Origin of the sequence: Vibrio sp. 947 (genome assembly GCF_033339115.1) — a bacterium.
Taxonomy (GTDB): Bacteria; Pseudomonadota; Gammaproteobacteria; order Enterobacterales; family Vibrionaceae; genus Vibrio; species Vibrio alginolyticus.
In genome coordinates, this window is record NZ_JAWOTX010000006.1 from 35,616 (window position 1) to 50,598 (window position 14,983).

The 14,983-nt window shown below is 45.0% G+C and carries 10 protein-coding genes; 4 read left to right on the plus strand and 6 right to left on the minus strand.

The window, feature by feature from the left end; genetic code table 11:
- Window positions 1-35 precede the first annotated feature (35 nt).
- Entirely contained in the window at window positions 36-380 is a 345-nt protein-coding gene (locus tag R7Q39_RS09285) for a DUF5329 family protein (RefSeq protein WP_005374212.1), read from the plus strand.
- Here the strand turns inward: R7Q39_RS09285 and R7Q39_RS09290 are convergent.
- Window positions 348-1,247 (minus strand): LysR family transcriptional regulator, encoded by a 900-nt coding sequence (locus R7Q39_RS09290; RefSeq protein ID WP_170890232.1) that lies wholly within the window; start codon window positions 1,245-1,247, stop codon window positions 348-350. The two genes, R7Q39_RS09285 and R7Q39_RS09290, sit on opposite strands and share 33 nt — an antisense overlap.
- A gap of 1,337 nt (window positions 1,248-2,584) precedes the next feature.
- Entirely contained in the window at window positions 2,585-2,923 is a 339-nt protein-coding gene (locus R7Q39_RS09295) for a YggL family protein (protein ID WP_005374208.1), read from the minus strand.
- Between the two features lie 266 nt (window positions 2,924-3,189).
- Here R7Q39_RS09295 and R7Q39_RS09300 point away from each other — a divergent pair, with 266 nt between their 5' ends.
- Window positions 3,190-5,226: a PhoX family protein gene (locus R7Q39_RS09300; protein WP_017635525.1), complete on the plus strand. Its 2,037-nt coding sequence runs from the start codon at window positions 3,190-3,192 to the stop codon at window positions 5,224-5,226.
- A gap of 99 nt (window positions 5,227-5,325) precedes the next feature.
- On the opposite strand, the gene R7Q39_RS09305 is transcribed toward R7Q39_RS09300, so the two are convergent.
- Together R7Q39_RS09305 and R7Q39_RS09310 are read right to left on the minus strand one after the other, a co-directional pair.
- Window positions 5,326-6,717: a glycoside hydrolase family 1 protein gene (locus R7Q39_RS09305; RefSeq protein WP_170890231.1), complete on the minus strand. Its 1,392-nt coding sequence runs from the start codon at window positions 6,715-6,717 to the stop codon at window positions 5,326-5,328.
- Window positions 6,718-6,865: 148 nt separating this feature from the next.
- Complete coding sequence (locus R7Q39_RS09310; protein WP_064369501.1) at window positions 6,866-8,926, minus strand: sensor histidine kinase; 2,061 nt, start codon at window positions 8,924-8,926, stop codon at window positions 6,866-6,868.
- Between the two features lie 178 nt (window positions 8,927-9,104).
- Between R7Q39_RS09310 and R7Q39_RS09315 the strand changes: the two genes are divergently transcribed.
- Window positions 9,105-10,454 carry a sigma-54 dependent transcriptional regulator gene (locus R7Q39_RS09315; RefSeq protein ID WP_318076014.1) on the plus strand — a complete coding sequence of 450 codons (1,350 nt, stop codon included), beginning with the start codon at window positions 9,105-9,107 and terminating at the stop codon, window positions 10,452-10,454.
- A gap of 43 nt (window positions 10,455-10,497) precedes the next feature.
- Here the strand turns inward: R7Q39_RS09315 and R7Q39_RS09320 are convergent, their stop codons facing one another.
- Both R7Q39_RS09320 and brnQ read right to left on the minus strand, forming a co-directional pair.
- Window positions 10,498-11,706 carry a GGDEF domain-containing protein gene (locus tag R7Q39_RS09320; protein WP_318076015.1) on the minus strand — a complete coding sequence of 403 codons (1,209 nt, stop codon included), beginning with the start codon at window positions 11,704-11,706 and terminating at the stop codon, window positions 10,498-10,500.
- Window positions 11,707-11,809: 103 nt separating this feature from the next.
- Entirely contained in the window at window positions 11,810-13,120 is a 1,311-nt protein-coding gene (gene brnQ / locus R7Q39_RS09325; RefSeq protein ID WP_005374201.1) for a branched-chain amino acid transport system II carrier protein, read from the minus strand.
- An 836-nt stretch (window positions 13,121-13,956) separates the two neighbouring features.
- On the opposite strand from brnQ, the gene R7Q39_RS09330 reads away from it, so the two are divergent.
- Window positions 13,957-14,967: a TAXI family TRAP transporter solute-binding subunit gene (locus R7Q39_RS09330; RefSeq protein ID WP_017635521.1), complete on the plus strand. Its 1,011-nt coding sequence runs from the start codon at window positions 13,957-13,959 to the stop codon at window positions 14,965-14,967.
- Window positions 14,968-14,983: the final 16 nt, after the last annotated feature.

Below are 14,983 nucleotides of genomic sequence, written 5' to 3' on the forward strand. Positions count from 1 at the left end.
GTAGTTATGTGGTCAGGGATAAGGATAAAGGTGCGATGAAAGCAAAGTGGACGTTGTTACTTACATTAAGCATTCTGCCTACCTTTGCACTAGCAGGAGTAGAGCAAGATATCTCGACGTTGATAACACGAGTTGAGCAATCCTCTTGCACCTTTATCCGCAACGGCAAGTCGTACACTAATCAAGAAGCAGCAGAACACATGCGCAATAAATGGGATTACGCCAAAGATGACGTTGATTCCGTGGATGTGTTTATAAAAGAAGTTGCGTCGAAAAGTTGGTTATCTGGCAAACCATATTGGGTGGATTGCCAAGAGGAACGCATTACCAGCGAAGAGTGGCTAACATCATTGATGCGCACCACCGATCACATCCAATAACACTTCTTTGATGGTCTGATAGCGCAGAGGTAGAGCACGACTGCGCTTACGAACTAGAAATAGCTCTTCACATACAGTGTTTTTCAATTGAGCAATGTGTAACGTGTCTTTTAGCGGAAAATTGTCGACCGCACTTTGAGGCAGCACGGTGAAGCCAAGTCCTTTGCTGACAGGTAGCAAAATTTGGCTCAATTGATTTACGTAGCCGGATAATGGTAAATCGCTCATCTTAATTTCTTGGAGCTGTGGTTCTTCACACTGGTCAAAAAACAGCGTCATGTAATGCTCGGCATCAGGGTGGCTAATGACACCACAGTCATGCAAGAGTTGTGGCGTTATCTGCTTATTTTGATAATGCTTTGGCAGAACCAAGCACAACCTCTCTTTACCAATTCGCTCACTGTGAAACAGACCTTTGTTGGGAACATCAGTCACGATACCAATATCGATGTGCCCTTGCGTTATGGCGTTGAGAATAGATTGATTTGGCGCGGCTTCTAAATGTAACGATAAGCTCGGGTGCTGTTTTTGCTTCTCCAAAATGGGCCCATACAACATTAACGCCATTGCACCAGAACAAGCCAGTTTACAGTGGCCTGAAAACGCATCATCAAAACTGAGCTCTTCGAGCAGCTTCTTCTCTCTATCTTCTAACTCGAGCGCATATGCGTAGACAATCCTGCCTCGCTCGGTTAATTCGAAGCTTTTGTTTTCGCGCTTGATCAAGGCATGCTGACAACTTTGCTCTAATTTTTTGATGTGTTGGCTGACGCCAGGCTGAGTCATAAAAAGTTTTTCTGCCGTTTGCGTAAAATGACCGACTTCAATCAATGTCTTAAATGTATGTAACCAAACAGGATTAAGCATAGTGTGTGATTTTCTGAGAGCTTTGTTGGGAGACGTAAAGAAAATGATAGCACGGTGTTTTATGAAAACAGAGAAGACTTAAACGATAAAGATGAATCGTTATCAATACATTACAGACAAAATAAAACCCCGCCTGGTTTCCCAGACGGGGCTTATTCTTTTTCGCAGCAATCCAGCTACTAATAGGTGCTCCCTGCATCTATCCTTGATTGTGGCTAAGTCCTTTAACCTAGTTCCTTGTTCATCGCCTTCCTAGCGGTGTCCATTCTTGCCTATCATCCTGACGGGCGAACTCTATCCTAGAGCTTAACTACATCCTTGCTGACAACTCATCCTAAGCTATCAAATCTTCATCCTGAAGATACCCAATCCTTTAGGCTTTTTTCCTGTTCCCGCCAACATCCTGTCGACAAATTGAGTATTGATGTTTTGCTGATTTGACTCAATTAACTTTTCTAAATTATTTTTACTTATTATTTTAAGTGAATTTAAATATTACTTTTAAATCATATATTTAATGTTTTTTCTGGCATTGCTCTTAGAGGTGATTAATCTATTTGCTTACAACTCTTGTAAGAGATCTCGCACAAGTTTGGTGGTGAATGTATTAATGTGCGCTTTTTGTTCCGAGTTCTGTGGATTGAACTGGATCACAATGCGTTAAAAGGGAGACGATAAAGATGAAAGTGAATTGATCTTGAGTAGAGATTTGTTTGAAAAGAAATAAAAATTCTTGCGGTTTTTATAAACAGTATGGTAAATCTGAAATGCCCACCTTGTTAATCCTTATTAAGATTCAATGACAGTATAAGTAGGGAACTTGATTGCCATTTTTCTGTCATATCTGGTGAGTAAGTTAACTGTGTCAGATAGATAATATGCCGTTTGCCAGTAAAAACAGGCTGCAAGAAATCGGTAATTATCATTATGTTGTGAAATTGGTCACGGTTAAATGATTGGTTCCCTTATAGATTGAAGGGGATACGACCTTAGACAATAAGCTCCATGAGGAGCGTTACTTATATAAGATGAGGGACTTTACTATGAAAAAGACTAGAAGAGCTCAGCTACATCGTGTGCGTATTCAATACTGGAAAGACACGAAAGACGCACCAGCTAAAAAATCATAGTTAATTATACCTAAAGGCACGAGCTGGCTGTGGAACGCAGTTTCCCGTTGATTGCCAGCTCAAAAACACCACAATCACATTCACTCCGCGCAACTTCCCAACCCACCTATTTTTACTATCGCATTCTTCAAAAAATAAAAAAGCCAGTCTTAAGACCAGCTTTCTCTACCATTTATTGAGCTCTGCGTATTACAGGTTGCCCTTTAGTTACAGGTAGTTGGCGTCAACTAGTTCGCCCGCTTGCGCGCTTTTCACTTCTGGGCGTGCTTCTAACCATTTGATAACTTGCGCTTTCTGTTCTTCAGTCGCACTGCCGTAACGGTCAGTAGAACATAGGAAGCCTTCAAACAGTTCTAGACCACCGCCACCGAAGCAAAGACCAAGCTCGTCAATGTAGTCGATAAAGTCATCAACGAATGCATCGTAACGGTCGAAGTCGTTAATGTCTGTTTCACAGCTGATCTCGAAACCTAGGATTGCGAACTCACCTAAGAACAGCTTTTTACGGATACGACGGCTCTTGTTATCGATCTTGTCTAATTTCATGATTATCTCTCGTAGATGATTTGATTTCGTACACCTTATACCTTCTATCATACTTTAGCCCAAGTAAAATCAGAATGAAGCGATACAGTTGGTGATTATGTGACCAGAATTTAATTGCTTCGTTAGCTGTGTTGGTTGGTTTGCAGTATTGTTGAAACACAAGTTTCATATGTTTTAAGCACTTTTGTCATTTTTCTTATCCAAACTTCTTGCCGTTCAACTAATCACTTATTTATTAATTAAACTATAAGATCGGGAAAGTAAAAATGAGCAAGGAAACCTTTGACGCGACGCGTTATAACCAAAGTGAAAACAAACCATTTGAAGAAGTATTAGAAGCGAGCCTATCTCGACGCAGCATTCTGAAAGGTGGTTTAGGTATCAGTGCGATGACAGCGTTTGGTGCTTTCGGATTGGCTGGTTGTAACTCGTCTGACTCAGGGAGTACAGTAAGCAGTGGTTCGGGCGCATCTAAAGCCGTTCTTAACTTTGAATCTATCCCTGGCTCACTCACTGACGCAGTTTCAATTCCACAAGGCTACACCGCACAAGTACTAGTACCTTGGGGAACACCACTTAATGCGCAAGGCAGCGCATGGCAAAATGATGGTACCAACACCAGTACCGATCAGTTAAATGCGCTAGGCATGCACCATGACGGCATGCATTTTTTCCCATTGAACGATAGCACTACAGATGGCTTGCTATGTATTAACCACGAGTACATCGACACATCAGCACTGCATCCAAACGGTCCGACGGTTGAAAATGGCGTACGTACCATTGTAGATGAAGTGCGCAAAGAGATTAACGCGCACGGTGTATCAGTGGTTCGCATTCAACTGGAAGACAACATGTGGAAGTTGGTTGATACCGACCCACTAAACCGTCGTTATACTGGTGCGACAGTCATGGATTTGTCTGGCCCGGTAGCCCACACATCTTTAACTGTCACTCGTTTCTCACCAGATGGCAGCCAAGCGCGTGGTACGTTAAACAACTGTGGCAACGGCTACACGCCGTGGGGCACTTACTTAACGTGTGAAGAGAACTGGCCAGGTTACTTTGTTAACGCCGGGACTCGTACAGAAGAGCAAGATCGCATTGGTGTCGATGACCAAAGCACTCGTTACCTATGGGAGACATTAGCAGGAAATGCAGAAGAGCGTCTTGATGAGTTCTCTCGCTTTAATGTGGCTCCAACAGGAGCAAGTGCGATGGATGATTACCGTAATGAAGCCAATGGTCACGGTTACATTGTCGAGATTGACCCTTACACGCAAAACTCACGTGCGAAGAAACGTACTGCGCTAGGTCGTTTCCGTCACGAGGGCTGTACTTTCGGTAAGCTTGAAGAAGGCAAACCAGTGGTATTTTATTCTGGTCACGATTCTCGCTTTGAATACCTATACAAATTTGAATCTGCGGCAGCGTGGGATCCAGCAGATGCTAACCCTGATAACCGCTTGGCGATGGGTGACAAGTACATGGACGAAGGCACACTGTATGTGGCGCGCTTCAATGAAGACAGCACAGGTACTTGGTTACCATTAACGCTTGATAGCGTAACAACCGCTGGTGGTACATTAGCGGATCACTTTGATTCACTGGCTGAAATTATCATCAATACTGCGGGTGCGGCGGATTTAGTTGGGGCAACACCAATGGATCGACCAGAGTGGTGTACGGTTGATCCATTCACGGGTTCAGTATATTTAACATTGACGAACAATACGCGCCGTACAGATGAAACCAATCCTGCGAATCCACGTTTAAATAATAAGTTTGGTCATGTTATTCGTTGGGATGAAGGTGCTTCAGCAACTGACTTTACTTGGGATATCTTTGTGTTTGGTTCGCCAGCAAATGGTGATGCAGATACCAACCGTTCTGGCTTGAATGAGTTAAACCAGTTTGCGAGCCCAGACGGATTAGCGTTTGATGGCCGTGGTATTTTGTGGATTCAAACGGACAACGGCGCAGATGAAGTCACGTCTTACACCAATGATCAAATGTTGGCTGTTGTGCCATCTAAGCTAACAGATGAGAATGGTGATCAAGCTGTGATTGGTGCGGATAATCAAGCTGAATTGAAACGCTTCTTTGTCGGACCAAATGGTTGTGAAGTAACAGGCTTTACCATCAGCCCTGATTACAAATCATTGTTTGTGAATATTCAGCACCCAGGTAACTGGCCATACAGTGAAGATGCAGCCGAAGAAACGCCTGCTGGTGTTTCTGTGCGCCCACGAGCGGCGACAGTGGTTATTCGCCGTGAAGACGGTGGAGAGATTGCAGTTTAATCTCTAAATGAATAAACACCTTAAAATTCAAGCCCTGCAATTGCAGGGCTTGATGGTTTAGGCGAATGCCTAGTTGCACTTTATACCTAGACAACAGGCTTATCTTTTCAATGAACCGCCTGAAGTACGAATCACGTCTTGATACCAGAAAAAGCTTTTCTTGCGTTTACGTTCTAGCGTTCCTTGCCCATCATCATGACGATCGACATAGATAAAGCCGTAACGTTTGCTCATCTCAGCGGTTGAGTTCGCGACCAAATCGATTGGTCCCCAACTGGTGAAGCCCATCAGCTCAACGCCATCAAGAATCGCTTCGTGTGCTTGCACAAGGTGGTCGTTCAAGTAAGCGATGCGGTAATCATCCTGAATCTCACCGTTTTCATCGATTTCATCACGCGCGCCTAAGCCATTTTCTACGACGAACAGTGGCTTTTGGTAGCGATCGTGAAGGAAGTTCAGCAGAACGCGAAGACCTTTTGGATCGATCAGCCAGCCCCATTGGCTCTTTTCAAGATATGGGTTTGGTACGCTATCGACGATGTTACCCACTTCTTTCTGTTTCGGATCCGCGCTAGCACAGCCACTTGCGTAGTAGCTGAATGAGATGAAGTCGACACTCGCAGACGCAATTTCTTCTAAGTCGCCTGCTTCCATCTGAATTTCAATGCCGTTTTCGCGGAAGTAACGCTTCATGTAGCCAGGGTACTGACCACGTGTTTGCACATCACCGAAGAACAACCACTTGTTGTTTTCATGCATTGCAGCAAGCACGTCATCAGGGTTACAGGTATATGGGTAGTTGATTGCGCCAAGCAGCATGTTACCAATCTTGCCGTTTGGTACGATTTGCTGACACAGTTTTACCGCTTTTGCGTTGGCGACTAGTTGGTGGTGAATCGCTTGGTAAATCTCTTGTTCACTGGCGTCTTCTTGCAAACCAACACCAGTAAATGGTGCGTGCAGTGACATGTTGATTTCGTTGAACGTTAACCACAGCTTCACTTTGTCTTTGTAGCGTTCCAGCACAGTGCGAGCATAACGTTCGAAGAAATCGATGACGCGACGATCGCCCCAACCACCGTAGTTCTCGACCAGTGCGTAAGGCATTTCGTAGTGAGATAATGTCACGAAAGGTTGGATGTTATGCTCGGCAAGTTCGTCAAAAATTTTATCGTAGAACGCCAAACCTTCTTCATTAGGTTCTAGCTCGTCACCGTTCGGGAAGATGCGGCTCCATGCTAAAGATAGGCGCAGACAGTTAAAGCCCATCTCCTTGAATAGCGCGATGTCTTCTGGGTAGCGATTGTAGAAGTCGATCGCCACATCTTTGATACCCGGTGTACGTTCTTCACGGGTTTGATGCGGACTCAAAATACCGTTTGGCAGCATGTCTGATGTCGATAACCCTTTACCCCCAAGGTTGTACGCCCCTTCTACTTGGTTTGCAGCAATGGCACCACCCCAAAGAAAATGTTCAGGAAACTTAATCATGTTTCTCACTCTTTATATTTAGGAAATGTTTGTGGATTTATTGCTTGAGAATAGTGTAGGAGACACCTCGATACTTGTATCGAGATCGTATTTTTCTCAAACAGCGGGGATGCTTAGTTCTAATGATGATTTTGTAATCAATATCAACCTAGGCTGATTTGAACAATAGAGTGAAAGTCAGCCCATTTTGTTCATTCTTATGCACGGTAATTTGTCCGTTCATATCACGCATATTGTTGGCCGTAATCGCTAAACCCAGCCCCAATCCTTCACCAATTTTCTTTGAGGTTTGGAAGGGTTCGAACATGGATTCAAGCATCTCATTCGACACGCCACAGCCATTGTCACTGACGATCAGTTCGACCTGATTAACAGTTGGATTGACGATCAAGTTGAGCTGCGGGTTGGTGGTGTTGTTCATTGCGTCTAGCGCATTCGAGACAAGATTACCGAGTACCTGAAGCAGTCGTTGTTCTTCACCCATGACGTTAGGTAAGTCATGAGGAACTCGAACACGTACATCCACTTTGTCTAATTGGGTTTGATAAACGCGTAAGGTCTCTTCGAGTGCAGAGGTGAGAGAAATTGCCTGTAAGCTTTCTGGTTTGTTGTAGGCGAACGTCTTTAACTGACTGGTCATGCTTGCCATACGATCAATCAGCTTCTGTACCAAAACATTGTTGGCTTTCATCATCTCGGTTTCGCCACGTTCCGCTAGCAGCTCGTTTGTAGTGAGCAGGGTTCGCAAACCTGTTAGTGGCTGATTGAGCTCATGAGTGATCGCGCTCGACATGCGACCCAAAGCGGCCATTTTGCTCGATTCAATCAACTGGCTTTGTGCTTCTTTTAGCGCTTGAGTTCGCTCTTCTACTCGCTGTGCCAGTTCTTGGTTGACCTGTTGCAGTGACTGTTCGGCTTTTTTCCGCTTGCTGATGTCGATGATCGTTGCAAGGAAATACTGCTCGCCATGCCAAGGGAAACTGGTTAGCGAGAACAGGACAGGGAAGACGCTTCCGTCACTGCGTCTGGCAATGGTTTCGACCGTGCTGATCTCTGCGAGCTCTTTATGTTTAGGTAAGTCTTTCAGTAGCTTAAGTGTGGTGGAATTGGGATTGCCTGCATCGAATAACTCCCAAGCAAAAGCGTGTCGATTGACGCTTTCTGGTAAACAGAACAAACGCTTCGCCATTGGGTTGAGATCGAACAGTTGACCTTGTTCATCAATCAATAGCAAACCAACGTGGGTCTTATTGATCATCTGTTTCAAGCGGCGTTGGGACTCTTCCAACAGGGCTTGAATTCGTTGTTGGTTGATGTGCTTTTGGCGACGTTGTAGACCAATGATGACGAGTAATACAACCAATAAGAGCAACACAGCGACGCTCCAACCAATCACGTTGATGGTTTGTTGAATCGGCTTAGAAGGGGTGAGGTAGCTTACGTACCAATTCAAATCATCCAATTTAACGGTGTGCGCAAAATAGCGTTGCTGGTTGAGCGTCCACACACTGATATTGGTGTTGTCGTATAAGCGTTGCGTTTCTAACTGAACGGTGTTGCTCGGTTCGTTAAACCAGTCAGCGTTATAAAGCGCGCTACTCGATAGGAAAAAGCGTTGTTGACGATTCTGCAACGTGATGATGTCTTGGCTAGTAATGGTCTGTTCGGTCAACAAGCTAAGGTTGATTTGCACCACCACAATGCCAGCGATATCCAGACCATCGTAGATAGGGGCTGCAAGATAATACAATGGGCTCGAACCTTTGGTTTTGTTCACCAAGGAAACACCGCCGCCTTGGTTGTGAATTTGTTCCACAATGGCTTTGCGGTCAGACAGGCTAAAGCGCTCTTCGATTAAACTCGAGACCAATACTTCGCCAGAGTTAGACAGGATTAGCCAACCTTCCGTATTGGCGGCTTTATCTAGCTGAGTCAGTTGGGTTTGCAATGGCTCGTAATAAGTCAGATTCCCTTTCACAAACGCGATGGTTTCTGGGTTATTGGTTACGAGGTAAGGTAAGTGGTAGAAGCGTTTGAGTGCACGGCGAACTTCACCAATATAGTCGAGTAGTTTTTGTTGAGCTTCGGTTTGAGTTTGTACACTCAACCACTGACGGGCAACCTCTCTGCTGGCGCTATAGCAAGACAACATCAGCACTGCCGCAATTGCGACCACAAGCCATGTTTTGCCATTCCTTTTGCGCTGCATACCGACTCCATTCAGCTAGTGCGTTCTCACCAACAGTCATTAAAGAGTGCGCCTAACTGGTTGGATGTTAAAGACTTGTAAGCAAGAAGTGAGATCTAGCTCCTTTTCTCCTCAGTGGTTTTTGCTACCGTTAATAAAGATCGATTTCTTTCCCACCCCACAAAGCAGGCAGTAACTCATGGCTTTTGACGACATCCCTAAAATTGCACTTATCGAAGACGATGACATTGTTCGTCAGGCTACCAGCCAATGGCTGCAACTGGCGGGGTTCGATGTGACCTCATTCAGTTTAGGCGAAGAGGGCAAAGCGGCCATTCTGAGCCAAGAATTTGATGCGATTGTCAGTGACGTTCGCCTGCCAGACACCGATGGTTTGTCGATACTAGAAAGCCTGATTGCCAATCACGTCCCAACGCCAGTTATCTTGATCACCGGACATGGTGACGTCGATATGGCAGTAGGGGCGTTACAAAACGGTGCGTTCGATTTTATTGAGAAACCTTTCCAACCTGAGCGTTTATCCCAACGAGTAACCGAAGCGGTCGAGAGCTATCGCGCACAAACGTCTACTCAAGATCGCCAAGAGTACCTATCTAGCGTTAGCGGCTTAGAAGAGGTGTTGATTGGGCGAAGCCGAGTGATGCAACAGCTTAGAGAACAAGTAGCCAAGTTAGCACGCATTGATACTAACGTGATCATTTACGGCGAAACAGGTTGTGGTAAAGAGCTGGTGGCGACCAGTTTGCATAATGAAAGCCAACGCAGATCCTATCATTTTGTGCCAATCAACTGTGGCGCTATTCCTGAGAACCTGTTTGAAAGTGAGCTGTTTGGGCATGAAGCAGGGGCATTTACCGGAGCGGGTAAAAAGCGCATTGGTAAGTTGGAATACGCGGATAAAGGCACTTTATTCTTTGATGAAATCGAGAGTATGCCGCTGTCCATGCAGGTGAAAGTGTTGCGTTCATTACAGGAACATACGGTAGAGCGCGCTGGGGGCAACCAACAGATCTCAGTTGATTTGAGAGTGATCGCCGCCGCGAAAGAAGATCTCAATGATCATGACGAGTTTCGTCAGGATTTGTACTATCGTCTTAATGTGGCGCAGATCTATTTGCCACCGCTACGTGAGCGAGAAGAAGATGCGTTGATCTTGTTCGAACACTTTGCTCTGAAAAGTAATCCTGAGAGTCGTCTGCTGAGTGAAGCCGATAGAAAGGCCATTCTTGCTTACTCTTGGCCCGGTAACGTACGTGAGCTTAGGAATGTAGCGATGCGTTTTGCATTGGATGAAACCGTCTCCGTGATGGAAATTCTCTCTAGTCGACCATCCTCAACAACCGAAGAGACGCATGCGGGCGTGCCGTTGGCGATTCAGCTACATAACTTTGAACGTAAGGTGCTACATGATTCTTTAGTCAGGCATCATGGACGCATCAATGAGGTGATGCAGGAGTTGGATTTACCACGTCGAACCCTTAACCAAAAGATGCAGAAGTTTGGTTTGAATCGCTCCGACTATACTTAGTGCGATTTCTAGCTAATTCGAAATTACTGGCATAACAAACACGTTATGCGCTTTTGGCTGGAGCTGGGACAAACTTATAATTTAGGTCTTTACCTTCTCCAAACAAGGTAACGAGGTTCCTTCCAGTATGTTTAGAGCTATATAGCGCTTCGTCTGCTTCAGCAAGCGCCTCTTGAAGTGATTGCCCCTCAGATAACTGACTGATACCAAAGCTCATGGTCACTTCAGTTTTAAATGATTGCAAAGCGGTTTCAGTTTCGACCGCAAGGCGAATTTGCTCTCCGACAATTTTGGCTTGCTGTGCTTTTTCGAGCAAAACAATCATGAACTCGTCACCACCAAATCGCACAATGCAGGCGGACTCAGGAAGATGCTTTTTAAAAATAGTGGAGATCGTTGCCATGACGGAGTCGCCAACCGTGTGACCATAGTGATCATTAATCGCTTTGAACTTGTCGACATCAGTCATAATAATGCTGATTGCTTGGCTTTTTTTATGTGCTTTACTAACCAAGTTTGGAACGATTTCTTCCATGGCTCGACGATTATATAGCCCTGTGAGTGCATCTAAATGAGAGAGATCATTAATGGATTGCACCAAGCGTCCGTTAATTAACCACAGCATACTAAAGCTCAAAGCAACGATCAGGCAGATGCTAAATAAGAACGTCAGCTGATGGATAAGGCCTGCGACCATAAAGCTTGGTAACTCACCTGAAAAAGTACTCCAAAGCGCCCTAAATCCCATAAAAAAACTAAATCCAAAGAAAGAGTAAGCCATTGCTTTAACAGGGAGCTTTAAGTCCTTTTGGGTACCTTTAAGCATGGCGACACCACTAAAGAAGGTGACGATACAAATATACATGCTCAGATAAATAATGCGGCTTTTGATAGAAGGGTCATGGAAGGTGAAATAGTAAAATGAACCACTGAAAACAGGTGTTAACAAGGTAAGACAGTGAGCCAATTTTAAAGGGTATTGACGAAAAATGCTTACGCTATATAGCGTAAGCAAGAAGCCGACTAATATGAGAGTGTTGGCTATGACGATGGTCAGCCAGTCTGGCGCAGAGCCTCTAAAGCCAAGTAAAAAAGGGCCTAAACCAATAAACAGTAGTGATATCGAGAAGGTTTTTAAGCCTTTGACTCTACCCTGAGTGTATTGATAACAAAGCAGACTAATAGAGTAAATGCAAGAGAACAGAATAACGATAAAGTTCAGTGTTCTGATGTCTAGATACTGATTATCCATAGGCGACCCATATCAATCTTTCATTCAGGCAACTCCTTTGCCTGATATCAATAAGCGAGCTACATAGTAACGCACTTATTGAGCGATGTCTTATGTTAAACGGCTATTCATTCACCAGCTCGAATTGTTCGGTTTGGTTGGTTTTCGTCGTAAACAGCAGACCAACAATCATCATAAATACGCTAGGCACAATCCAGCTAGCAAAGTCATTGTACAGAGGCATGTAATTACCCATCCACTCATCAGTGGAACTTGGCATGTAACCTAGGATGTGCAGCGCATCAACACAACCAAACGTTAGAGCAGTGAATGCGGTTGCTACCACCATGATTTGCGACATCTTGTTGCGCACTGGTGCCATGATCATCAACGCAATCGCGACTGGGTGAAGCGCCACAACCGCTGGCAATGTGATAGCCAATAGTTGCTCTAGACCTACGTTGGCGATCAAACCAGCCAATACCATGGTCGTGATAACGCAGCCTTTGTAGTTCACTTTGCTGAAAGTGTTGTCGTAGAACTCACTGCCTGCGGTGGTTACGCCGATAGCAGTAGTCAAACACGCCAATACCATCACGGCACCTAGTAGTAGTGAACCAAACGCGCCGAAGTGGCTGAAGGTGAATGCCGTTAAAATGTCGCCACCATTGCTGAACTCAGAACCCAAGTATGAGCTTGTCGAGCCAATGTAAGCCAATGAGATGTAAACAAACGCCATGGCAACCGCGTACATCAAAGCTGCGATTAGCGTGTATTTTGCGGTGGCTTTCGGGCAATCCACACCCATGCTGCGAATCGCGCGGAAGATAATCCAACCAAAACCGATAGAACCTAATGCATCCATGGTCATGTAACCTTGGGTTAAGCCTTCAGCAAATGCACCAGATAGGTATGGTCCCGTTGCGGCAGTTAGCTCACCTGCAGGAGAAACCAAAGCCGTCACAGACATGATGATCAAGATTGCCATCAAGGCAGGCGTTAAGATCTTGCCTAGGTTGTCGACCAATTTACCCGGATATAGGGCAAATAGAATGGTGATAGCACAGAAGGCAATAGTGAAAGGCACCAAAGCTGCATCACCAAACATTGGCGCAAAGCTAAATTGGTAAGCCACGGTAATTGCACGTGGGATCACGAACGCAGGGCCAATCACGATAAACACCATCACCCAAAAACTGGTCGCCAAAGGTTTAGGTAGGGCAGCGGTTAATTTGTCTGAACCGTTTACGATAGCCACCATCACCAGTGCCATCGCAGGCAGACCTACACCCGTCAAGAGGAAGCCAGACATCCCGCTCAGAAAGTTTTCACCTGCTTGGTAACCCAAAAATGGAGGGAAGATCAGGTTACCCGCGCCTAAGTACATGGCGAAAGTCATGAAGCCCAAAGCGGCGATATTGCGTGCGCTTAACATTGTTATTCCTCTTATGTTTCGCTTGGAAGAAACTGAAAGGAATGGGAGGAGTATGTGGTGTTCCCGTCAGCTTCTTCTCAAGCTGACAGAAAGTTTAGATATAGCCTGTCAGCTCTGAATCAGTTTCAGAGAGAGCAGGAGGATCGCAGCAGCAACGCCAGATGGGCGTTTTAAAGCGAATTGTAATTGCGCAGTTGCTGACATGGGTGATCCTTAAAGACGAAAAAATACCAAGGAATACGTTTGCCTTGGCGTGTTGTTACACTAACGAACATAGGGCCATTGGCACAACCCCGAAGTAGAAAATAAGTTGATACGGTCAATGTTTATTTCTGAACTGGTGGATCGAGCTGCTTTTTAAATTAAAAATTAGAATAAATGACTTTTCATTTTTGTAACATGGCTTTCTTTGCTGTATTTTTGTGCTATTTGTAGTCGTTTAGGCTATAAACCTCAGCTGATAAATTGAGCAGTTTAGAATGATGCGCTTTTTCTTCTTATTGTTAAGACGCTCATTAGTTGCAATTCAATCCAAAATTGCATCGGCAAAATATTGCTTATTAGTGAATCGTGCATTTATTTTGTCTTGATCACATTTTATTAACCTTTTGCGATCTAGGCGTGCAACCTTCTCCTCTTCAATGAGCAAGATCTTGCTCATTACTTTGCTATCAAATCAGCATGATTTTGCTCATTTTTGATGTCTTTCAGCTCTTAGTTCAATAAATACAAAGGGTTAAAAGTTGGCATTTCAATTGCTCTAGGGAATGTGTTGTTAATAAAGGTTTAACATGATGTAAATCCCCAATCGTGAAACGACTACACGGAGAGTAATAATGAAAATGAATAAGCTGGTAAAAGCTTTGGCTGTCGCTGTGACTTCTTTTGGTATTGCTGCTAACGCTGCGGCAGAAGATCGTAGCTATATTCTTGCAACGGCATCGACAGGTGGTACTTACTACCCTGTGGGCGTAGCGTTGGCGACGTTAAGCAAAGTGAAGTTGGCACCAAAGCACCACTTCTCCCTTTCTGCAATCAGCTCTGCGGGCTCTGGTGAAAACGTTAAACTGCTGAATGAAAACGAAGCACAGTTCGCGATTCTACAAGGTCTTTACGGTGCGTGGGCTTGGTCTGGTGAAGGTCCTTATGAGAAGAGCGGTCGCCAAGAACAACTGCGCTCAGTCTCTATGCTTTGGCAAAACGTTGAGCACTTTATTGTTCGCTCTGACCTAGCAAAAACGGGCACAGTGACTGATCTGAACAACCTAGATGGCAAGAAGTTCTCTATCGGTAAGAAGAACTCAGGAACTGAGAACTCTGGTCGCCAAATCATGAAAGGTCTGAAGGTCGACCCTGATAAATTCAATCTTGCTTACATGGGTTACGGCGGCAGTGCGAGCGCACTTCAAAACGGCACCATTGACGGCATGAACACGCCTGCGGGTGTACCTGTTGGTGCGGTCACTCAAGCTTTTGCTGCGTTGGGTAAAGACATTTCGATTCTTTCGTTTACTGACGAACAAATCAAAGAGGCGAACGGCAATTACAACCTATGGACGAAGTACGAGATCCCAGCGAACACGTACCCGGGTCTAGATAAGCCGATCACCACCATTGCACAGCCTAACTTCTTGGCAGTTCGTGAAGATATCTCGGAAGAAGACGTTTACCAGCTAACCAAAGCGATCTACGAGAACCTGCCTTTCCTACAAGGCATCCACAAAGCAACAAAAGCAATGGCGATTGAGAAAGCGATCGCTGGCTTGCCAGTGCCTCTTCACCCAGGTGCGGTGCGTTACTACAAAGAAATGGGCATCGAAATCCCATCAGACCTGATGGCGAAATAACGCCAACTTCGCCCCG